This window comes from Corynebacterium casei LMG S-19264 (assembly GCF_000550785.1).
Lineage (GTDB): Bacteria > Actinomycetota > Actinomycetes > Mycobacteriales > Mycobacteriaceae > Corynebacterium > Corynebacterium casei.
In genome coordinates this window covers 1689759-1711621 of the sequence record NZ_CP004350.1, presented here as the reverse complement: position 1 = coordinate 1711621, position 21863 = coordinate 1689759, and the positions used below count along the sequence as shown (strand labels likewise).

Here is a 21863-nt window from a genome sequence, read left to right as displayed (position 1 = left end):
AGAGAAAAACCAACAAGTGGCTGATCGTTTAGTAGTCCGCGGTGCACGTGAGCACAACCTTAAAGGAGTGGACATTGATGTCCCGCGCGACAAAATGGTGGTATTTACCGGCCTGTCCGGTTCCGGCAAGTCTTCGCTGGCCTTTGACACTATTTTCGCCGAGGGTCAACGTCGCTACGTTGAGTCTTTGAGCTCCTATGCCCGCATGTTTTTAGGCCAGATGGATAAACCCGATGTGGACTTTATTGATGGTCTGTCGCCGGCGGTGTCCATTGACCAGAAATCCACCAACCATAACCCACGCTCGACCGTAGGTACGATTACGGAAATTTATGACTACCTGCGCCTTTTGTTCTCTCGCGCGGGTACCCCGCACTGTCCGAAGTGTGATGCGACTATTGAGCGTCAAACTCCGCAGCAGATTGTGGATTCTATTTTAGCGCAGGAAGAAAAGCTCAAGTTCCAGGTTTTGGCTCCGGTTGTGCGCAAGCGCAAGGGCGAGTTTGTGGATCTGTTCGAAGATTTGGCGGCGCAGGGTTTCGTGCGCGCGACCGTCGATGGAGATCTGATTCAGCTCAATGAGCCCCCGAAGCTTAAGAAGCAGATTAAGCACGATATCAACGTTGTGGTTGACCGTTTGCAGGTCAAAGCTTCTGCCAAGCAGCGTCTGACGGATTCGGTGGAGACTGCGCTGCGGCTTGCCGATGGTCTGGTGACCATTGATTATGTGGACAACGAAGAGTTGACCCACACCTATTCGGAGAAGGCATCCTGCCCGAATGGCCACGCGCTGACCATTGAGGAATATGAGCCACGCGCCTTTTCCTTCAACGCACCATTTGGTTCTTGCCCAGCTTGCGATGGCATCGGTACCAAGACTGAAGTGGACTTGGATCTGTTGATTCCAGATAAGGATGCACCAGCAGTCGAGGCCATCCAGCCGTGGAGCTCTTCGCCGAACTCCAAGTACTTTGTGAAGCTGGTTGAAGGCTTGGGCAAGGCGATGGACTTCGATCCGAACGCGCCGTTGAGCTTGCTCACCGAGGAGCAGCGCGATGCCCTGATTTACGGCACCGATGAGGAAGTCAACGTCCGTTACAAGAACCGTTATGGGCGCCAGCGCAACTGGACCGCACCTTTTGAGGGCGCAATCGGCTTCCTTGAGCGCAAGCTCGAGCAAACGGATTCTGATTGGGCCAAGGACCGCCTGCTGCAGTACACCCGCCTAGTGCCTTGTCCTACCTGTAAGGGCTCGCGCCTGCGCCCAGAGATCCTTGCTGTGCGTTTGGCAGCGCAAGGATTTGATGAGCTGTCCATCGCAGGTCTGACTGGACTGTCCATTGAGGATGCCTCGAAGTTCTTGGATTCTTTGGTGCTTGGTCACCGTGAAGAAATCATCGCCGGTGCCGTGCTGAAAGAAATCCAGGCACGTCTGCGCTTCCTGTTGGATGTCGGTTTGAACTACCTAACCCTGGACCGTGGTGCGTCCACCTTGTCCGGTGGTGAGGCACAGCGTATTCGTCTGGCAACGCAGATTGGTTCCGGTCTTGCCGGCGTGCTTTACGTGCTAGATGAGCCTTCCATTGGTCTGCACCAGCGTGATAACCACCGTCTGATTGAGACGCTGAAGCGTCTGCGCGATATCGGCAACACCCTGATCGTGGTGGAACACGATGAAGACACCATCCGTGAAGCAGACTGGCTCATTGATATCGGGCCACGCGCTGGCGAATACGGTGGCGAAGTCATCTACCAGGGCGAGCCCAAAGGCATCTTGAAGTCCAAGGAGTCTTTGACCGGACAATACCTATCGGGCGCAAAGAAGCTTGGTGTGCCGGATTCACGCCGGGAGATTGATAAAGAACGCACTCTGAAGGTCGTGGGTGCGCACGAGAACAACCTGAAGAACATCGACGTGGAAATCCCACTGGGCGTTCTGGTGTGTATTACCGGTGTGTCCGGCTCCGGTAAGTCCACTGTGGTTAATCAGATTCTGGCCAAGACTCTGGCGAATAAGCTCAACCGTGCGCGTCAGGTGCCGGGCCGCGCGGTGCGCGTCGAAGGCGTTGAGCACTTGGACAAGCTGGTGCAGGTTGACCAGTCTCCAATTGGCCGCACCCCACGTTCCAACCCGGCTACGTACACGGGTGTCTTTGACAAGATCCGTAACTTGTTCGCTGAGACCCAGGAGTCCAAGGTTCGCGGCTACAAGCCGGGACGTTTCAGCTTCAACGTCAAGGGCGGGCGCTGTGAGGCGTGCCAGGGTGATGGCACCATCAAGATTGAGATGAACTTCCTACCAGATGTTTATGTTCCGTGTGAAGTCTGTGAAGGCGCACGCTACAACCGCGAAACCCTAGAGGTTTTGTACAAGGGCAAAAACATTGCTGAGGTCCTCGACATGCCTATCTCTGAGGCGTCTGAGTTCTTCGAACCCATCACCTCCATTCACCGCTACCTGGCAACCCTGGTGGATGTGGGTCTGGGCTATGTCCGTCTTGGTCAGGCCGCAACCACCTTGTCTGGTGGTGAAGCGCAGCGTGTGAAGTTGGCATCTGAGCTGCAAAAGCGCACCAATGGTCGCACCATCTACATTCTGGACGAGCCAACTACAGGTTTGCACTTTGAAGACATCCGCAAGCTGATGCTGGTCATTCAAAGCTTGGTGGATAAGGGCAACTCGGTTCTCATCATTGAACACAACCTGGATGTCATCAAGGCAGCCGACTGGATTGTGGACATGGGGCCGGAAGGCGGAAACGGCGGCGGCACCGTAGTGGCTGAAGGCACACCTGAGGATGTCGCTGCAGTGCAAGGCTCCTACACGGGCCAGTTCCTCAAGCCAGTTCTGGAGAGCTAGTTGCGGCCCAGGTAATTTCCTGGGCTAGTGTTTCTTGACGTGACTTCACATCAGAACTCGCCACGTGCGAAGAGAAGGACTGCCCGCGGGAAGGCTATGTCCCGGGGAGCCTCACTGACGGTGGCGCTTTCTGCTTCCATCGCGTTGCTCACCGGCTGTGCGATGCCGGGCGGGCCAGGTGCGCCGACTGCCACCACGTCTTCTGCAGCCCCAGGTTTTGTGCAAGAAAAAGACGTTGAGATTCTCGAGGATGAAAACCTCGCGGCCGCCATGGAGCAGATTGTCTCCGATGTCGAGGACAAATATGGCGCGACCGTATCGCTGGCGGTAGTCGGTGATACCGATGAACACCTGGCTGGTGGCGAGGGGGCTGAGCCCGCCTGGTCAACCATCAAGGTTCCCATCGCCATCGCTGCCTTGCGTGACGGCGCGGACGAGTCCCTCGTGGACGCCGCCATTAAAGAGTCAGACAATGATGCTGCCTATGCTTTGTGGCAGCAGGTCGAATGGACTGAGGGCAGCGCGATTGAGAGCATCGAAAAGTTGCTCAATGATTTTGAATCCGATGTCGAAATGGACCAAGCCTTTGGCATGTCCACCTGGAAAGGCAAAGCCCAGGCGCGCTTTGCCTCCCGTCTGGGCTGCGTCCCTGAATCTGAATATGTCTATGACGCCATGCAAGATATCGTGGAGTGGCAAAAGTGGGGCTTATCGGGCCTCGGTGACGTGCACTCCAAGGGTGGCTGGGGCTTGGATGACTCCGATGGTGAGTACACCTCCCGGCAGATGGGCGTGATGCCTGTTGACGGTGGGGAAGTTGGTATAGCCATCTCTACCTCGTGGATGACCTGGGATGATGACATGGCTTTCTTGGATGACACCGAGTATGACTCAGTAGAAGACGTCTCCGCCGCCGCGCTCGATGAGATTGCTAGCCGCCTAGAAACGCTGATTGACAAAGCATTAGAGACCGGCGAGCTCAAGCCAGTCGATGACTGCTTCGCCACCTCAACCTCTCACACACCTACTGAAGAAGAATCCACGGAAGAAGCTTCGGTCTCTGAAGCATCCGCCGAAATCGAATCGGAAGAGCCAACGGAGGAAGAGTCCGCAGAATCCACCGAAGAACCTTCGCGGGAGTCTTCCAAGGAAGACGAAGAATAACCAACAGTGACTTGGGGTGTTGCGATTTGGATGTTGGATAAGGTGGTGTTAAAGTTATCTGCACTACCGCCCGTAGCGCCATTTTCAGGAGCATCGGGTCGCAAGCGGAGCATCTCCCACCTCATTCCGTACAAGGAAACTTGTGCAGGATACAGGTAAAAAGGTAACCAAGCTAGACCAGCCTTTGGATTCGAAGGTGAGTTTGCTTGGCAACTTTTGAGAGCTCCCGGCTGCACTGGTTTAAATATCAGGCAGGCGGGATTTTCCGTTTGTGGCTGGTAGGTGAACAATCTATCCCTTCTCACTTAGGAGACACACAATCAGCTCTGAAGCTCGCATTAATGAGCGCATCCGAGTACCAGAAGTACGTCTGGTCGGTCCCGGAGGCGAACAAGTAGGCATCGTACATACTGACGACGCACGAAAGCTCGCTTTTGAGGCAGATCTGGATCTGGTCGAGGTTGCCCCTAACGCTAAGCCGCCTGTAGCCAAGATCATGGACTACGGCAAATTCAAATACGAGCAGGCTCAAAAGGCCCGCGAATCTCGTAAGAACCAGCAACAGACTGTGGTTAAGGAACAAAAGTTCCGTCCTAAGATCGATGATCACGATTATGAGACCAAAAAGGCAAACGTTGTTCGCTTCCTGGAAAAGGGTTCCAAGGTAAAGGTAACCATCATGTTCCGTGGCCGTGAGCAATCACGTCCTGAACTTGGTTACCGTCTGCTGGAGCGTCTGGCTACAGATGTCGAAGAATTCGGCATCGTGGAGTCCCGCCCTAAGCAGGATGGTCGTAATATGACCATGCTCTTGGGTCCAAACCGCAAGGGTAAGAAGTAGCCCGAAAAGTTCAATTCGACGGTTGTACCGTGCGCTCCTGTTGGGGTGCGCTGCACCGCGTTATCGACTCGTCAAGGATTTAGGAATCTCATGAAGCAGAAGACCCACAAGGGCACCGCAAAGCGTATCAAGGTGACTGGTTCCGGCAAGCTGCGCCGTGAGCAGGCTGGCCGTCGCCACCTGTTGGAAGGTAAGACCTCCAAGCGCACCCGTCGTCTGAAGGGCACCGAAGAAGTTGCTCAGGCAGACACCAAGCGCATCAAGCGCCTGCTTGGCCGCGCGTAATTAGCGCCTAATCACCCACAAATAGTTCGTCAAAGATAGTTAAGGAAGTAACACCGTGGCACGAGTAAAGCGCTCAGTCAACGCCAAGAAGAAGCGTCGCGCGATTTTGAAGTCCGCTAAGGGCTACCGCGGCCAGCGTTCCCGCCTGTACCGTAAGGCTAAGGAACAGTGGTTGCACTCCATGACCTACGCTTACCGCGATCGTCGCGCGCGTAAGTCTGAGTTCCGCAAGCTGTGGATCCAGCGTATCAACGCTGCAGCTCGCATGAACGACATCACCTACAACCGTCTCATCCACGGCCTGCGCCTGGCTGAGATCGAGGTGGACCGCAAGATCCTTGCTGAGATTGCTGTCAATGATTTCGAGACATTCTCCGCACTGTGCGAGGCTGCAAAGGCTGCACTGCCAGAGGACGTTAACGCTCCTAAGGCTGCCTAAGTCTAAGCCTTAAACATACGGCTACTTGAAAGCCCAAGCTCTTCATCTGAATCTCAGATTACGAAGAGCTTGGGCTTTCATAATGTTTCGATAAACAAGTGTTTTCTCAGTGGTGGTTAGTCCCCGTGCGACCTAAGCTGGGCAGCACCGGCTAGAACCTGAAATATCTTTTGAGAGCGAGTTTGCATGACGAATCCTTATAATTCATTCGACCAAGGACGCGACGACTACTCAAATGATGAGCAAACGCCGCGGCCGCAGTCTTATGCCGAGTACCAGGAGTCGTTGAATAGTCCGCAGCCAAACCCACGACAGCAGCTTGCAGACCCGCGCGGGCAGGGCGGGCAACAGGCTTATGACCCGTTTCAGCAGCAGCCCATGGCGGGTGCACCGGCGCCTTATGCCCAGCAGTCAGGACTGATTCGCAATCCCGGCCAACCCAAGTCTTGGGTTGCCACGGTGTTGCTCACGGCGTTCCTTGGCACTTGGGGCGCGCACAATTTCTACCTCGGTTACCGCAATCGCGCGGTCACTCAGCTGGTAATGACCCTGGTTGGTTATTTGACCGCTATTTTCTTGGTTGGCTTCGTCTTGCTTGGCGCCGTTGCGATCTGGGCATTTGTTGACTTTGTTCGCGTTCTGTTGCGCAGCGGTGAATACGGTGTGGACGCTGATGGCGTACCGCTGACCTAGTCCTCGTTAGCCTGCTTGATTCTTGTATTTGCCCGCTGTGTGCTTCGGCTACAGCGGGCTTTGTCATACCCCGGTAGTTGATGGTGAGTTGATTGGTGGGGAAGAGGTTTTTGCGCGAATGCTTATAAGGCATCAGTGGTTGGTAGATTAAACGGCATGGCATTGGATTTTGAACAAGCATTTACCGAACGCACCCCGCGCATTGTTAACGCGGCAAAGCTGCACCGCTCCTCAGCGCGCAAGAAGGCGAATGCTTTCATCGTCGAAGGTGACAATTCCGTAGATGCGGCGGTGTCTACCGGTGCGGCCACGGATGTGTTTGTTACTGAGCGTGCCGCGGAGAAATTCGCGGATATCGTCACAGCGGCGGGCTACATGGACGTCTATGTTCATCCAATCACCGATAGGGCAGTGAAGTCCCTGTCTGATACCCAAACCACCACGGGTATCTTTGCCTTGTGTACTCCTGTGTTGTGGACCCCGGGCAAGATTCTCAACGGCAAGCCGCAACTGGTATCAGTTCCGGTGGAGACCTCCGAGCCAGGCAACGCTGGTACCTTGATTCGCACCTCAGACGCCATGGGCGCGGATGGCGTCATCTTCGCCGGTGAAACCGTGGATCCATTGGGGTCGAAGGTTGCGAGGGCATCGGCGGGCTCGCTATTCCACATCCCAACCGCACGCGATACCAACATCAAAGACGTGCTGGGTAAGCTGCGCTCTTCTAACCTGCAGATTCTTGCCACCGCACCGCAGGGTGATGCAACACTCGATGAGGTGGACTTGTCCAAGCCAACGGCATGGTTGTTTGGCAATGAGGCGCATGGTTTGAGCAAAGAGCTTCTCAATGCCGCTGATATCCGCGTCGGCATTCCGCTGCGAGGTCGTGCCGAGTCTTTGAATCTGGCCACCGCGGCGAGCATTTGCTTGTACGAATCCGCGAAGGCGCAGAACCGCTAGATTCCCATTGATTGTGACCGGAGAGTGAGACGGACTGAGCGTTGGGAAATCCGATGGCAGTCCGTCTCACTCTTTGGTGGGGTTAGCTGCGTGCTTGGTGGGGCGAGACTGTAGGATGGTTGCGTTATCAAACTGAAGTTTTCGTCCAAGTTAAAGAGGTTGAAGGACACGTGTCTGCTACCCCAGAGATAGAAATTAACGAGGCATCATTAGAAGCTGCAGCCAATGAGGCCGTTGCAGCATTTGATGCGGCGACCACCCTCGAGGAGCTGCAAGAAGCTCGCCGTGGGCATCTGGGAGACAAGAGCTTTATATCCCAGGCACGCCAGTCACTTGGAACCTTGCCTAAAAATGAGCGCAAGGATGCCGGCCGCATGGTCAACATGGCGCGCGGAAAGGCGGAAAAGCACTTCGCGGAAGTCAACCAGGTTCTGGAAGAAAAGGCTCGTGCTGAGCAGCTCGCTGCCGAAACCGTCGACGTTACTGTCGCGACCACCCGCCAGCAGACCGGTGCGCTGCACCCAATCACCGCGCTGAACGAGCGCATCGCCGATATCTTCATCGGCATGGGTTGGGAAGTTGCCGAAGGCCCAGAGGTGGAAGCAGAATACTTCAACTTCGACGCGCTGAACTTCAAGCCGGACCACCCCGCACGTACCTTGCAGGACACGTTCTACGTTGGTGAAGAAGGCTCCAAGCAGATTCTGCGCACCCACACCTCACCAGTGCAGGTTCGTACCATGCTGGGCCGCAATGTTCCTGTATACATCGTCTGCCCAGGCCGCGTATTCCGCACCGATGAGCTGGACGCAACCCACACCCCGGTGTTCCACCAGATTGAGGGTCTGGCCATCGATAAGGGCCTGACCATGGCAAACCTGCTGGGCACCCTGGATCACTTGGCGCGTCAGCTGTTCGGTCCTGACACCAAGACCCGCATGCGCACCAACTACTTCCCATTCACCGAGCCATCCGCTGAGGTGGACGTGTGGTTCCCAAACAAGAAGGGCGGCGCAGGCTGGATCGAGTGGGGCGGCTGCGGCATGGTCAACCCAAACGTTTTGCGTTCAGTTGGCGTAGACCCAGAGGAGTACCAGGGTTTCGCTTTTGGCATGGGCATTGAGCGCACCCTGCAATTCCGCAATGGCCTTTCTGACATGCGCGACATGGTCGAAGGCGACGTCCGTTTCACCCTGCCATTCGGCGTCCAAGCTTAAATTCCGAGGAAGGAAAACCACATGCTTATTTCACAAAACTGGCTCCACAGCGTCCTCGGTGAGCACAACCCAGGCTGGACCGTTACTAGCGAAGAACTCGACGCCGGCTTCGTCCGCGTCGGTTTTGAAACCGAAGGCTATGAGCCACTGCCCGAAATCAAGGGCCCAGTGGTCATTGGCCGTGTTGAAAAGATTGAAGAACTCACCGACTTCAAAAAGCCAATCCGCTACTGCCAGGTCAACGTTGGCCAGGCCAACGGCACTGGTGAGCTGCAAGGCATCATCTGTGGTGCTCGCAACTTCGAAGAAGGCTCCCTAGTCCCAGTATCCCTTCCAGGTGCAGTGCTTCCTGGTGGCTTTGAGATCGCCGCGCGTGAGACCTACGGTCACATCTCCAACGGCATGATCTGTTCTGCATCCGAGTTGGGCTTGACTGAAAAGTCCGAGGGCATCATCACTCTTGATGAGTCTTATGCACAGCACATCGGTGATGACGCACTGACTTTGCTCGGCGGCGCTGACACCGTATTCGATGTCAACATCACCCCGGACCGCGGTTACGCATTGTCCATGCGTGGCCTAGGCCGTGAAATCGCCTCCGCATTCGATCTCAAGTTCGTTGACCCAGTCGGTGAGGCATCGGCAGCCAATGGCAGCCTGATTGATATTGACCTGCGCGAGGAAACCAAGGCTATCCGCTTCGGCCTGCGTAAAGTCACTGGCATTGCCCCAAACGCTGACTCACCATTCTGGATGCAGCGCATTTTGATGCTGGCTGGGCAGCGCCCAGTCAATCTGGCAACCGACGTCACCAACTACGTCATGTTCTTCCTGGGCCAGCCAATGCACGCTTTCGACGCCAACAAGGTCGCAGGCAACCTGGTTGTCCGCAATGCACAAGCCGGCGAGAAGTTTGAGACCCTCGACCACGTCAAGCGTGAGCTGTTTGCCGAAGACGTCGTGATCTGCGATGACAACGGAATCCAGTCCATGGCTGGCGTCATGGGTGGTACTACCTCCGAGATCTCTGATGAGACCAGCGATGTCTACTTCGAGTCCGCTACCTGGGATCCAATCACCGTTGCGCGTACCTCACGCCGCCACAAGCTGAGCTCCGAAGCCTCCCGTCGCTTTGAACGCGGCGTTGATCCAGCGATTGTTGAATACTCCTTGGACTTGGCCTGCGAGCTGCTCGTGCAGTACGGCGGCGGCCACGTCGAGGAAGGGCGCACCATCGTGGGCGATGTCCCTGAAGCACCGGTTGTTTCCATGGATGTGTCCAAGCCATCGCGCTACGCCGGCGTGGACTACTCCCGTGAGACCATCACTGCCCGCCTAGAAGAGGTTGGTTGCTCGGTTTCGGCATGTGACAACGGCAACGCTGTGGATGTGACTATCCCATCCTGGCGCACCGACATTGCTGAAGATGTTGACCTGATTGAAGAGATTCTGCGCCTTGAAGGCCTGGAAGCAATTCCTTCCATCCTTCCCATCCCAACCATTGGTTCCACTGGTCTGACTGCGGCACAAAAGCGCCGTCGCGCGATTGGTCATGGTCTGGCATACGCCGGCTACGCAGAGGTCATCCCAAGCCCATTTGTGAACGCAGAAATCTTCAACACGTGGGAACTGGACGCTGATGATGAGCGCCGCAACGTCGTTTCCGTGCAGAACCCACTGGAAGCGGACAAGTCTGTACTGTCTAGCACCTTGCTACCGAACATGCTTGATGCCATCGCACGCAACGTAGCGCGTGGCCGCACAGATGTCTCGCTGTTTGGCTTGCAGCAGGTGTCTTTCAAGCGCGCTGATTCCACTCCAATGCCAGATGTGTCCAAGCGTCCATCGGATGAGGAGATTGAGCAGTTGGTCAACACCTTGCCAGCGCAGCCACTGCACGTGGCCACCGTTGGTACCGGCAATCTGGAGTTTGAAGGCCCATGGGGTGAAGGCCGTGCCTACACCTACGCGGATGCTATTGAGTCTGCACGCCAGGTAGCACGCTCTGCTGGTGTTGAGATTGAGGTTGAAAACGCTGATGTAAAGCCGTGGCACCCAGGTCGTTGTGCTGCCATCAAGGTTGGTGGGAAAGTAGTCGGCTACGCCGGCGAGTTGCACCCACAGATTCTCAAGGCCATGGGCCTGCCAGCGCGCACCTGTGCGATGGAGCTGGATATCACTGCGTTGCCGTTTACTGAGAACCTGCCAGAACCAGTGCTTTCTTCATTCCCATCCTTGCACCAGGACATCGCGCTGGTTGTGGATGAGGACGTTCCAGCAGAGACCGTTCGCCGCACCTTGGAAGAGGGCGCGGGGGAGCTTCTGGAAAGCGTTGAGCTATTCGATATCTTCCGTGGCGAGAAGCTCGGCGAGTCCAAGAAGTCCTTGGCATTCAAGATGTTCTTCCGCGCAGCGGAGCGCACCCTGACCGATGATGAAGTCAACACTCACCGCCTTGCCGCAGCTGAACTTGCGAGTGAGCGCCTCGGCGCAGAGATGCGCGCATAATGTTTCTTTAATTACCGCGCATTTTCGCTGACAACAAGGCTGCGTTTCCACTAGATTTACAGGTAGAAACGCGGCCTTTTGCAGATCATATGCACCGCTTGAGTTCGGCTACGACACTGAACCGGCTGATAGGTCGGGGCTTCCAGCTTGTTCCTTGTCCGTGGTGTAGCCCCCGCTTTGCCCGTATCTGCTGTGTGGCCTCTGGTTTACCCTTTACATGGAATTTCGAACGATATTCCATGTATAGTTTGCGGTTGCCTGCATAATTTACTATTGTGTTTCACATGACATACAAAGTTGCAATCGCAGGCGCCACGGGTTACGCCGGTGGCGAAGTTCTCCGCCTCCTTCTTAACCACCCGGCATATGCGTCCGGCGACTTGGAAATCGGCGCTTTAACCGGCCACTCCAATGCTGGCCAATCCGTGGCGCAGTTGATGCCCCACCTTCCGCAGTTGGCAGATCGCACCATCGTGGATACCACCGTGGAAAAATTGGAAGGGCACGACGTGGTCTTCTTGGGTTTGCCACATGGCCACTCTGGTCCTATTGCTAAAGCGTTGGGCGAAGACGTTGTAGTCATTGACTGCGCAGCTGATTTCCGTCTGAAAGATGCCCAGGACTGGGAAGACTTCTATGGCTCTGAGCATGCAGGCACCTGGCCTTATGGCATTCCGGAGCTGCCAGGTAACCGTGAGCAGCTCAAAGGCTCGAAGAGGGTAGCGGTGCCTGGTTGTTTCCCCACCACCATGACGTTGGGTGCGCTGCCTGCTATTCATTCGCAGATCATTGAGCCCGACTTGACCATTATCGCGGTCACTGGTGTCTCTGGCGCTGGTAAGAAGGCTTCCGTTCCGCTCATCGGTGCGGAAACCATGGGCAGCGTGAAGGCTTATTCACCTGGCGGAACCCACCGTCACACCCCGGAGGTCATTCAGAACCTCACCCCATTTGCGGAAAAGACCGTCAATGTCAGCTTCACGCCGGTGCTGGCACCGATGCCGCGCGGCATCCTGGCAACGATCACCGCACCGCTGAAGGAAGGCGTGACCCAAGATCAGGTTACGAAGATCTTCGATGAATTTTATGCGGAAGAGCCTTTCTGCCACGTCCTCCCACAGGGCCAGCAGCCGCAGACTCAATACGTGGTCGGCTCCAACATGTGCCACATCCAGGCGCACGTGGACGAGCGCGCCGGAAAGCTGATCATCACTTCCGCCCTGGACAACCTGACCAAGGGCACGGCCGGTGCTGCGGTGCAGTGCATGAATCTAAGCTTGGGTATTGATGAAACCGCAGGACTGCCACAAGCAGCCGTCGCGCCTTAAAAATTAGCTTGAATGAAAAGGACAACCTCCATGACTTCTTCAGAAAACACTGGGCCAGTTGAGTCAGCTGAATCATCTGCCTCTTTGCCACTGGGTGTGACCCTGCCTCAGGGCTTCCTTGCGGCATCCACCACCGCGGGCATTAAGCCTTCTGGCAATTCCGACATGGCACTGGTGGTCAACCAAGGACCACGTTTTGACGCAGCAGCTGTGTTTACCCGCAACCGCGTGGTCGCAGCCCCAGTCAAGGTATCCCGAGCAGCTCTGGTGGAAGGCGAGCCGAATCAGATCAAGGCTGTCGTTTTCAACGCCGGCAACGCCAATGCTTGCAACGGCGCGCAGGGCATGGCGGATGCGAAGAAGATGGCCGAAGGCACCGCGATAGCTCTTGGTCTTGCATCCCATGAGATTGCCGTGTGCTCCACAGGGCTTATCGGGGAGCTGATGCCGATGGATAAAGTTCACGGGGGCATCGAAAAGCTTGCAAAGAACCTGGGCGCGGACCCAAGCTTTGGTGCTGGTGCCGCCACGGCGATTATGACCACTGATACCTTGCCGAAGCAGACCGCTGTGCACGGCGAAGGCTGGACCATTGGCGGCATGGGTAAAGGCGTTGGCATGATGGCGCCATCTTTGGCCACCATGTTGGTGAGCCTGACCACCGATGCCATTGCGAGCCCGGCTGCGCTGGATGAAGCCCTGCGCAAAGCCTGCGATGTCACCTTCAACACCCTGGATGTGGATGGCTCTACCTCCACCAATGACACGGTGATTATTCAAGCAAACGGTGCATCTGGTGTGGAACCAACCCAGGAAGAACTGGATGAGGCCGTGCTGAAGGCTTGTGCCGATCTGGCCAATCAGCTGCAAGCAGATGCTGAGGGCGTGACCAAGCGCGTGAAGATCACCGTCAAAGGCACGGTCTCTGATGAACAAGCATTGAATGCTGCCCGGACCTTGGGCCGCGACAACCTGTTCAAGTGTGCAATGTTTGGCTCCGACCCGAACTGGGGCCGTGTGCTGGCCGCGGTGGGTATGGCTGATGCCGATATGGACCCGGATAATATTTCGGTCTTTTTCAACGACCAACCAGTGTGTGTTGAATCCACCGGTGCACCTGGCGCGCGTGAAGTAGACCTGTCCGGCGCGGACATCGACGTGCTGGTGGACCTGGGTACCAGCGGCAACGGCACGGCTTTTGTGCGCACCACTGACTTGTCGCACGAGTACGTGGAAATCAACTCGGCGTATAGCTCTTAATAAAGGGGGACTAGACATGATGCAAGGAATGACTGACACGGACCGCGCGGCGGTCTTAGCTGAGGCCCTGCCGTGGCTGCAGCACTACCGCAACAAGATTGTGGTGGTGAAGTACGGCGGCAACGCCATGATTGATGAAGATCTCAAGCGCGCCTTTGCCGCTGACATGGTTTTCCTGCGCACCGTTGGCGCCAAGCCGGTGGTGGTGCACGGCGGCGGCCCGCAGATCAATGAGATGCTGGCCAAGATTGGTATCGCTGGCGAATTCAAAGGCGGCTTCAGGGTAACCAGCCCCGAAATCATGGAAGTTGTACGCATGGTCTTGTTCGGCCAGGTCGGCCGAGACCTGGTTAACCTGATCAATTCACACGGTCCTTATGCCGTGGGTACCTCCGGTGAGGATGCCGGGCTATTTACCGCGACCAAGCGCCTGGTCAACGTGGATGGTGAGCTGACCGATATCGGCTTGGTGGGCGACATTACGGACGTGAACCCTTCTGCTGTCATGGACATTATTGAAGCTGGCCGCATCCCGGTGGTCTCCGGTATTGCGCCAGGTACCAGCGGCGAGGTCTACAACATCAACGCTGATGTTGCGGCCGGTGAACTTGCTCAAGCTATCGGCGCGGAACGTCTTGTCATGCTGACCAACGTTGAGGGCTTGTACACCGACTGGCCGAATAAGGAATCTTTGGTTTCCAAGATTGAAGCCTCCAAGCTGGAAGAAATGCTCCCGCAGCTCGATGCCGGCATGATTCCAAAAATGGAATCCGCGCTCAATGCCGTCAAGGGTGGCGTTGCGGCTTCACACGTTATTGATGGCCGTCTGGCGCATTCTGTCCTGTTGGAACTTCTCACCATGGGTGGCATTGGCACCATGGTTTTGCCCGATAATTATGAACGCTCTCGGTACCCAGAAGGCACCGTGTTCAGGAAGGATGATGCCCAGTGAACACTTCTGAGCAAACCTCGAAGGAATCAACTCTAACCAGCGCATGGCAATCAGCCATGATGAACAACTACGGCACCCCGCCGCTGGGAGTTGTTTCTGGGCACGGCGCGTACCTGGTGGATGAAGATGGCAATGAATATCTGGACCTTCTGGCTGGTATTGCCGTGAATTCCTTGGGCACCAACCACCCGGCGGTAGTTAAAGCGGTGACGGAGCAGGTCTCCACTTTGAGCCACGTCAGTAACCTCTTCGCGTCTCCGCCTGCAGTCAAGCTGGCACAGCGTCTGAAAGAGAAAGTAGGAGATGACTCCGCGCGCGTCATTTTCTCCAACTCCGGCGCGGAAGCCAATGAAGCGGCGTTCAAGCTTGCACGTTTGACTGGCCGCGGCCGCATCTTAGCCGCGAACCACGGTTTCCATGGCCGCACCATGGGTTCATTGGCCATGACAGGTCAGCCTTCCAAGCGGGACATTTTTGGCCCACTGCCTGGAGGGGTGGAGTTCTACCCTTATGGCGATATTGAGTATTTGCGCCAGCTGGTGGAGATCAATCCGACTGACACCGCTGCTATCATCCTGGAGCCAATCCAGGGTGAGACCGGCGTTGTGCCAGCACCAGAGGGATTCCTCAAGGATATTCGCGCGCTGTGCGATGAGCACGGAATCTTGATGATTGTGGATGAAGTCCAAACTGGCGTCGGCCGAACAGGCAGCTTCTTCGCCTTTGAAAAGGCGGGCATTGTTCCCGACGTCATCACCATGGCCAAGGGCCTTGGCGCGGGACTACCGATTGGCGCCTGCATTGGCGTGGGCAAAGCCGCAGAACTCTTCGGACCGGGCAGCCACGGCACTACCTTTGGAGGCAACCCAGTGTCTTGTGCCGCAGCGAATGCGGTGTTGGATGTGGTGGATGAAAAGTTCATCGCGGAAGTTGAATCCAAGGGCGAGAAGTTCACCGCGGAAATTTCCAACCTTCCGCTGGTAGACCACGTGCGTGGCCAAGGCCTGCTTTTGGGCGTTGTGCTCAAACAGTCTGTTGCCAAGGCAGTAGTAGCCGAAGGCCTGAAGAACGGGCTAATCCTCAACGCCCCGAGCGATGACGTGGTGCGTATTGCACCGCCGCTGGTTATCACCGAGCAAGACATTGCCGACGCCACTTTCAAGTTGAGCAGCATTTTCAACACGGTGTCGCAGCAAAAATTTAGCTACACCTAGTCACACTGAGCCACTCTGAAACTAGAAACACTTAAGACAGTAAGGATTAACACCTGATGAGCACGACCACGAGGCCAGAACCAATCCCACACGCACCTGAGGTTGGATTGAGCGGCATCCGTCACTTCCTGGCAGATGATGACCTCACGCCAGCAGAGCAGAAGGAAGTACTGGAGCTCGCACTGGAGTTGAAACAGGACCCGTTCAAGCTTCGTCCTTTGGAGGGCCCGAAGTCGGTGTCTTTGCTGTTTTCTAAGTCTTCTACTCGTACCCGATTCTCATTCGAGGCTGGTATTGCCGCGATGGGCGGTCACGCGATTGTGGCGACTGACCAAAGCTCGCAGTTGGGCAAGGGTGAGACTCTGCAGGACACTGCAGCGGTGATGTCACGGTTTACGGAGATGATTATCTGGCGTACCTTCGCGCACCAGAACCTCATTGACATGGCGGAGACCGCAACCGTGCCGATCATCAATTCTTTGACGGATGACTTGCACCCATGCCAGATTCTGGCGGACTTGGTCACCTGTGCCGAAGAATACGGCGGGGTAGAGCAGCTCAAGGGCAAAAAGGCAGTCTACTTGGGCGATGGCAACAACAATATGGCGAACTCCTACCTCATCGGTTTTGCAACCGCTGGCGTAGACATCGCTATTTGCGCGCCGGCTGACTTCCAGCCTGAGCAGCACTTCGTGGATCGTGCACAAGACCGCGCAAACCAGACCGGTGCAACCATTACGGTGACCGACAGCCTGGATGTGGTTGAAGGCGCGGACATCATCATCACCGATACTTGGGTGTCCATGGGCCAGGAAAAAGACGGCAAGGATCGTCGCACTCCATTTATGCCGTACCAGGTCAATGAGGAAATGATGGCAAAGGCCGGCGCTGATTCCATCTTCTTGCACTGCCTGCCGGCTTACCGCGGCAATGAAGTCACCGCTGAAGTTATTGACGGTGAACAGTCCCGCGTATTCGATGAAGCAGAGAATCGTCTGCACGCACAGAAAGCTTTGATGTGCTGGCTTTTAGACAAGGCCGCAGAAGCTTCCGCGAACAACGCTTCGAAAGTTTAAAGTAAATACTATGACCATGCCTAAGACCCGAAATGCACGCCAAGCAAAAATCTTGGAAATTTTAGGGAAGACACGTGTTACCAGCCAAGTGCAGCTATCTGATCTGCTGTTGGATGAAGGAATCGACATCACCCAGGCGACTCTTTCCCGTGACCTTGATGTTCTTGGCGCCAAGAAAGTAAAGCGCGACGGAGGACGTTCCTTCTACTCCGTCGGCGGTGAAATGGACCAGTACGTGGACCAAATCAACGGCCCACGTGAAAAGCTGCGCCGCATGATAGATGAACTGGTGGTGTCTTCGGACAACTCTGGCAACATCGCTATGCTGCGCACCCCAGCTGGTGCCGCGCAGTACCTGGCCAGCTTCATCGACCGTGTTGGCCTTGATGACGTCGTGGGCTGTATTGCTGGCGATGACACCATCTTCGTTCTGGCCCGCGAACCGCTCAGCGGCAAGGGACTGGCGCAGCGTTTGACCGGTCACCGCGAAGAACCATCTGAAGGGCCAACGGTTTAAGAGTTAATTGCCTAACTTGTAAACGGCCAGGGCCAAGACGCCTGACTCTTTGATAAAAGTTCTGGGTCGACCATATAACTGGCTGTATAAGCAGCATCGGCATGCATAGTCCTCATGACTAAAGGGCTCATGCATGTCGAATTTGTATATTATGTATCTTCGTGTATATTTTCCAGTAGATGATTTCATCACGTACTGCCTACGCAAGTAGACGTACCATGGGACAATAAAACCTGTTGTGTGGCTGAAACTTTTCACGGCCACATGTTTGGATTAAGAGGAGATTAAAACTATGAACGCACGTGTCGTGCTTGCTTACTCCGGCGGCCTGGATACCTCGGTTGCCATCCCTTACCTGTCTAAGATGACCGGTGGCGACGTTGTCGCAGTATCGCTGGATCTGGGCCAGGGCGGCGAGGACATGGAATCTGTCCGTCAGCGCGCACTGGATTGCGGCGCGGTGGAGTCCATTGTCATTGACGCCAAGGATGAGTTCGCGGAAGAGTACTGCCTGCCAACCATTCAGGCCAACGGCATGTACATGAAGCAGTACCCACTGGTTTCTGCTATCTCTCGTCCGCTGATTACTAAGCACCTGGTGAAGGCTGCTCAGGAATTCGGTGGCACCCACGTCTCCCACGGTTGCACCGGCAAGGGAAATGACCAGGTCCGCTTCGAGGTTTCTTTCCGCGCGCTGGATCCATCCCTGGACATCATTGCGCCGGCACGTGACTACGCATGGACCCGTGACAAGGCTATTGCTTTTGCTGAAGAGATTGACCTGCCAATTGAACAGTCAGCTTCCTCACCATTCTCCATTGACCAGAACGTCTGGGGCCGCGCGGTTGAAACTGGCTTCCTGGAGGATCTGTGGAACCCACCAACAAAGGATGTCTACGCCTACACCGAGGATCCAGCACTGGGCAACGCACCGGATGAGGTTGTCATCTCCTTTGAGAAGGGCAAGCCAGTAGCTATCGATGGCAAGCAGGTCACCGTCCTGCAGGCCATTGAAGAGCTTAACCGTCGTGCAGGCGCACAGGGCATTGGCCGTCTGGACATGGTCGAAGACCGCCTGGTGGGCATCAAGTCCCGCGAGGTCTACGAAGCACCGGGTGCAATTACCTTGATTCGTGCACACGAAGCTTTGGAAGATGTCACCATGGAGCGCGAGCTGGCACGCTACAAGCGCCTGACTGATGCTCGTTGGTCCGAGGAGGTCTACGACGGTCTGTGGTACTCCCCGCTGAAGCGTTCTTTGGATGCGTTCATTGCTGAGTCCCAAGAGCACGTCACCGGCGATATCCGTCTGGTGCTGCACGCTGGTCAGATCGTTGTCAACGGTCGTCGTTCCCCACAGTCTCTCTATGACTTCTCCTTGGCTACCTACGACACCGGTGATGCCTTCGATCAGACCGCAGCGAAGGGCTTTGTTCAGCTGCACGGTCTGTCCACTCAGATTTCTAACAAGCGTGACCGCGATGGCGGTTTCCCAACCAGCGCATCTGAGTAAATCTCTTTCAACCACGTCTCATTGATTCACGGAGGATAGTTAAGCACTATGCAGCCACATAAGACGAATGAAGGCGCACTGTGGGGCGGCCGCTTTTCCGGCGGACCGTCAGAAGCCATGGCTGCGTTGTCCGTATCCACTCATTTTGACTGGGTGTTGGCACCTTATGACGTTCTAGCGTCAAAGGCGCACGCAAAGGTTCTGCATGCAGCGGCATTGCTTTCCGATGCCGACTTGGACACCATGTTGAAGGGATTGGACGAGCTGGGCGCGAAGGTAGCGTCGGGTGAATTCGGTCCGGCACCAAGTGATGAAGATGTGCACGGCGCCATGGAGCGCGGTCTTATTGACATCGTGGGCACTGAGGTTGGCGGGCGTTTGCGCGCTGGTCGTTCCCGTAATGACCAGGTGGCAACGTTGTTCCGCATGTGGGTGCGTGATGCCATCCGTGACATCGCACTGCAGGTTAGCGACCTGGTGGAAGCAATTTCCGGCCAGGCTGAGAAGCACCCGGATGCGATCATGCCGGGTAAGACGCACTCGCAGGCAGCGCAGCCAATCCTTCTGGCGCACTCACTGCTGGCGCATGCGCAGCCACTGTTGCGTGATATTGACCGCCTGAAGGATCTGGATAAGCGTCTGGCTGTCTCTCCTTATGGCTCCGGTGCTTTGGCGGGTTCTTCTTTGCAGCTCAACCCTGAAGCTATTGCGGAAGAGCTGGGCTTTGATGCGGCTGCGGAGAACTCCCTGGATGCCACCGCATCCCGTGACTTCGCCTCTGAAACTGCATTCGTGTTGGCTCAGATTGCCGTGGATATGTCGCGCTTTGCTGAAGAGATCATCTACTGGTGCACCCCTGAGTTTGGCTATGTCACCCTCAGCGATGCCTGGTCAACGGGTTCTTCGATCATGCCGCAGAAGAAGAATCCTGACGTGGCTGAGCTGACCCGCGGTAAGACTGGCCGCCTGATTGGTAACCTGTCTGGCCTGCTGGCTACCCTGAAGGCGCAGCCGCTGGCTTATAACCGCGACCTGCAGGAAGACAAGGAGCCGATCGTGGACTCCGTGGCACAACTCAATCTGCTGCTTCCTGCGATGACTGGCTTGGTATCCACTTTGGAATTCCACACCGACCGCATGCGTGAGTTGGCTCCGCAGGGCTTCACTCTGGCCACCGATTTGGCTGAGTGGATGGTGCGCGAAGGCGTTCCCTTCCGTGAAGCGCATGAGGCTTCTGGCGAATGCGTACGTCTGGCGGAGTCCCGCGGCGTTGACCTCGTGGATCTGACCAATGAAGAGCTTAAGGGCGTTGATGAACGTTTGACTCCTGCGGTTCGTGACGTGCTGACCATCGATGGTGCAGTGGCATCTCGCTCCACCAAGGGGGGCACCGCTGCCGTTCGCGTCAACGAGCAGCGCGAGACCGTGAACAAGCTCAACTCCGAGTTCCGCACTTGGGCGCAGACACCAGTTCGCCCGGAGGCACAAAACTAAGCGACGCGGAAGCCTTTAGCTTCAACCAACAAGAGAGCCGATTTCCCAAGATATTTAAGGCAAATCGGCTCTCTTCGTCTTGCCCAAGCTCCAGCCGAGCTCAAATCTTCCGCGCAGTAGTTGACGCCAGTCAACTACTGCGCGGAGTCAAAGCGCTCTTGGGCTTCCATCACGTTGCCTAGTTCGGCCTCAATGATGCTGGTCAAGGCCTTGAGCGGTTGCGCGACTTTGGTGCCCAGCTCTGTCAGTGAGTAGTCCACGTGCGGGGGAATGGAGCTACGGACCAGGCGGTTGACCATGCCGTCGCGCTCCAACTGGCCAAGGGTTTGTGACAGCATGCGGTCGCTGATGCCGTCAATCTTGCGGCGCAATTCCGCAAATCGCATGGGGGAGTTGCTTTCTAGAAGGGCCACCATGGTCAAAGATCCCCAACGTCCCGTGAGGTGCTGAAGCGCGCCACGGGAGGTGCACATAGAAGAAAAGACATCAGCACACAGTTCGTTCTGGGGGGAATCATTGCTAGTGGACATGCTCATTACCTTAGTCCCTAAAATGTCCTAAATAAAGTATTGCACTAACTTTTTGGAAGTGCTATATTTATCAACGTATTCAAACGACCCTTTGATTTAGGAGATTTACCAACATGCGTATTGCAGTTACTGGCGCTACTGGCCACCTCGGCGGCCTCGTTATTGAAAGCCTGTTGAACAAGAGTGTTGAAGCATCCGACATCGTTGCCATCGTTCGCAACGAGGAGAAAGCTAAGGACTTGGCTGCGCGCGGCATCAACATTGCGGTTGCGACATATGACGATGAAGCTGCCCTGAAAGCTGCACTCAACGGAGTTGACCGCCTCGTGTTCGTCTCCGCTTCTGAGGTTGGCAAGCGCGTTGAACAACACTCCAACATCATTGCTGCTGCGAAGGAAGCAGGCGTCTCCTTCATCGCTTACACCAGCTTGCTCAACCTGGATTCTTCCGAGCTCTTCCTCGCGCCTGAGCATCAGGCGACTGAAAAGATGCTTGCAGAAAGCGGCATTGAGCACGCTAACCTGCGCAATGGCTGGTACTGGGAGAACTATGCAGCAGCTCTGGAGACAGGCAAGGCAATGGGTAAGTTCTTCTCCGCTGCTGGTGAGGCAAAGGTTGCTGGCGCAGCCCGCAAGGACTTCGCAGAAGCTGCAGCTGTAGTAGTTACCACCGACGGTCACGCTGGCAAGACTTATGAACTAGCTGGAGGACCAGCTCTGACCTACCCAGAGATCGCTGCACAGGTCGGCGAAGTTCTTGGCACCGACGTCGAGTACGTTAACCTCACCGTTGAAGAGTATGAGAAGTCTTTGCTTGATGCAGGTTTGCCAGCTGACTTCGCTGCTGGCCTCGCAGGCGCTGACCCAGTCATTGAGAAGGGTGCTCTTTACTCCGAAAGCACCGACCTGCAGGACCTCATCGGTCGTCCTGCTTCCACCGTCGCTGAGACCTTCAAATAAGTAAAACCGCACGGCCTCTAACCCTCCTGAGAAAAGGGAACGGGAACGTGCGG

The 21863-nt window shown here is 55.8% G+C and carries 19 protein-coding genes; 18 read left to right on the top strand and 1 reads right to left on the bottom strand.

What is annotated here, in order from left to right:
- The first annotated feature begins 16 nt into the window (after positions 1-16).
- From uvrA to argH, 17 genes are all read left to right on the top strand, one after another.
- Complete coding sequence (gene uvrA, locus CCASEI_RS07850) at positions 17-2860, top strand: excinuclease ABC subunit UvrA (RefSeq protein ID WP_025387607.1); 2844 nt, start codon at positions 17-19, stop codon at positions 2858-2860.
- A 39-nt stretch (positions 2861-2899) separates the two neighbouring features.
- Complete coding sequence (locus tag CCASEI_RS07845; RefSeq protein ID WP_225868385.1) at positions 2900-4024, top strand: serine hydrolase; 1125 nt, start codon at positions 2900-2902, stop codon at positions 4022-4024.
- A gap of 289 nt (positions 4025-4313) precedes the next feature.
- Positions 4314-4865 (top strand): translation initiation factor IF-3, encoded by a 552-nt coding sequence (gene infC, locus CCASEI_RS14740; RefSeq protein WP_081748471.1) that lies wholly within the window; start codon positions 4314-4316, stop codon positions 4863-4865.
- 90 nt (positions 4866-4955) lie between these two features.
- Positions 4956-5150 (top strand): 50S ribosomal protein L35, encoded by a 195-nt coding sequence (gene rpmI, locus CCASEI_RS07835; RefSeq protein ID WP_006823052.1) that lies wholly within the window; start codon positions 4956-4958, stop codon positions 5148-5150.
- Positions 5151-5205: 55 nt separating this feature from the next.
- A complete protein-coding gene (gene rplT, locus CCASEI_RS07830) occupies positions 5206-5589 on the top strand; it encodes a 50S ribosomal protein L20 (RefSeq protein WP_025387603.1) in 384 nt (127 codons plus the stop codon).
- A 186-nt stretch (positions 5590-5775) separates the two neighbouring features.
- Positions 5776-6282: a TM2 domain-containing protein gene (locus CCASEI_RS07825; protein WP_025387602.1), complete on the top strand. Its 507-nt coding sequence runs from the start codon at positions 5776-5778 to the stop codon at positions 6280-6282.
- A 156-nt stretch (positions 6283-6438) separates the two neighbouring features.
- Positions 6439-7242 carry a TrmH family RNA methyltransferase gene (locus CCASEI_RS07820; protein WP_025387601.1) on the top strand — a complete coding sequence of 268 codons (804 nt, stop codon included), beginning with the start codon at positions 6439-6441 and terminating at the stop codon, positions 7240-7242.
- 170 nt (positions 7243-7412) lie between these two features.
- The gene (pheS, locus tag CCASEI_RS07815) at positions 7413-8459 is read left to right on the top strand and encodes a phenylalanine--tRNA ligase subunit alpha (RefSeq protein ID WP_025387600.1); all 1047 of its coding nucleotides are present in this window, start codon (positions 7413-7415) and stop codon (positions 8457-8459) included.
- 21 nt (positions 8460-8480) lie between these two features.
- Entirely contained in the window at positions 8481-10967 is a 2487-nt protein-coding gene (pheT, locus tag CCASEI_RS07810; RefSeq protein ID WP_025387599.1) for a phenylalanine--tRNA ligase subunit beta, read from the top strand.
- Positions 10968-11251: 284 nt separating this feature from the next.
- Positions 11252-12295, top strand: coding sequence for an N-acetyl-gamma-glutamyl-phosphate reductase (gene argC / locus CCASEI_RS07805; protein ID WP_006823046.1), 1044 nt, complete (start codon positions 11252-11254; stop codon positions 12293-12295).
- 30 nt (positions 12296-12325) lie between these two features.
- Positions 12326-13555: a bifunctional glutamate N-acetyltransferase/amino-acid acetyltransferase ArgJ gene (argJ, locus tag CCASEI_RS07800; protein ID WP_025387598.1), complete on the top strand. Its 1230-nt coding sequence runs from the start codon at positions 12326-12328 to the stop codon at positions 13553-13555.
- A 16-nt stretch (positions 13556-13571) separates the two neighbouring features.
- Positions 13572-14507: an acetylglutamate kinase gene (argB, locus tag CCASEI_RS07795; RefSeq protein WP_006823044.1), complete on the top strand. Its 936-nt coding sequence runs from the start codon at positions 13572-13574 to the stop codon at positions 14505-14507.
- The gene (locus CCASEI_RS07790; RefSeq protein WP_006823043.1) at positions 14504-15721 is read left to right on the top strand and encodes an acetylornithine transaminase; all 1218 of its coding nucleotides are present in this window, start codon (positions 14504-14506) and stop codon (positions 15719-15721) included. Before argB ends, CCASEI_RS07790 begins: the two co-directional genes overlap by 4 nt.
- Before the next feature lie 56 nt (positions 15722-15777).
- The gene (gene argF / locus CCASEI_RS07785) at positions 15778-16797 is read left to right on the top strand and encodes an ornithine carbamoyltransferase (protein WP_006823042.1); all 1020 of its coding nucleotides are present in this window, start codon (positions 15778-15780) and stop codon (positions 16795-16797) included.
- Positions 16798-16807: 10 nt separating this feature from the next.
- Positions 16808-17314 (top strand): arginine repressor, encoded by a 507-nt coding sequence (locus CCASEI_RS07780; protein WP_006823041.1) that lies wholly within the window; start codon positions 16808-16810, stop codon positions 17312-17314.
- Between the two features lie 292 nt (positions 17315-17606).
- Positions 17607-18827 (top strand): argininosuccinate synthase, encoded by a 1221-nt coding sequence (locus CCASEI_RS07775; RefSeq protein WP_006823040.1) that lies wholly within the window; start codon positions 17607-17609, stop codon positions 18825-18827.
- Positions 18828-18875: 48 nt separating this feature from the next.
- Positions 18876-20321 (top strand): argininosuccinate lyase, encoded by a 1446-nt coding sequence (argH, locus tag CCASEI_RS07770; protein ID WP_025387596.1) that lies wholly within the window; start codon positions 18876-18878, stop codon positions 20319-20321.
- A 134-nt stretch (positions 20322-20455) separates the two neighbouring features.
- Here argH and CCASEI_RS07765 read toward each other — a convergent pair whose 3' ends face one another.
- Positions 20456-20851 (bottom strand): winged helix-turn-helix transcriptional regulator, encoded by a 396-nt coding sequence (locus CCASEI_RS07765; protein ID WP_006823038.1) that lies wholly within the window; start codon positions 20849-20851, stop codon positions 20456-20458.
- Positions 20852-20964: 113 nt separating this feature from the next.
- On the opposite strand from CCASEI_RS07765, the gene CCASEI_RS07760 reads away from it, so the two are divergent.
- Positions 20965-21810 carry an SDR family oxidoreductase gene (locus CCASEI_RS07760; RefSeq protein WP_006823037.1) on the top strand — a complete coding sequence of 282 codons (846 nt, stop codon included), beginning with the start codon at positions 20965-20967 and terminating at the stop codon, positions 21808-21810.
- The last annotated feature ends 53 nt before the right edge of the window (positions 21811-21863 follow it).

Coding starts and splice junctions, on each gene's coding strand:
- argJ (WP_025387598.1), top strand. CDS start 12,326: ATGACTTCTTCAGAAAACACTGGGCCAGTTGAGTCAGCTGAATCATCT.
- argF (WP_006823042.1), top strand. CDS start 15,778: ATGAGCACGACCACGAGGCCAGAACCAATCCCACACGCACCTGAGGTT.
- CCASEI_RS07760 (WP_006823037.1), top strand. CDS start 20,965: ATGCGTATTGCAGTTACTGGCGCTACTGGCCACCTCGGCGGCCTCGTT.
- argB (WP_006823044.1), top strand. CDS start 13,572: ATGATGCAAGGAATGACTGACACGGACCGCGCGGCGGTCTTAGCTGAG.
- CCASEI_RS07765 (WP_006823038.1), bottom strand. CDS start 20,851: ATGTCCACTAGCAATGATTCCCCCCAGAACGAACTGTGTGCTGATGTC.
- pheT (WP_025387599.1), top strand. CDS start 8,481: ATGCTTATTTCACAAAACTGGCTCCACAGCGTCCTCGGTGAGCACAAC.
- CCASEI_RS07775 (WP_006823040.1), top strand. CDS start 17,607: ATGAACGCACGTGTCGTGCTTGCTTACTCCGGCGGCCTGGATACCTCG.
- argC (WP_006823046.1), top strand. CDS start 11,252: ATGACATACAAAGTTGCAATCGCAGGCGCCACGGGTTACGCCGGTGGC.
- CCASEI_RS07825 (WP_025387602.1), top strand. CDS start 5,776: ATGACGAATCCTTATAATTCATTCGACCAAGGACGCGACGACTACTCA.
- rpmI (WP_006823052.1), top strand. CDS start 4,956: ATGAAGCAGAAGACCCACAAGGGCACCGCAAAGCGTATCAAGGTGACT.
- argH (WP_025387596.1), top strand. CDS start 18,876: ATGCAGCCACATAAGACGAATGAAGGCGCACTGTGGGGCGGCCGCTTT.
- CCASEI_RS07820 (WP_025387601.1), top strand. CDS start 6,439: ATGGCATTGGATTTTGAACAAGCATTTACCGAACGCACCCCGCGCATT.
- CCASEI_RS07780 (WP_006823041.1), top strand. CDS start 16,808: ATGACCATGCCTAAGACCCGAAATGCACGCCAAGCAAAAATCTTGGAA.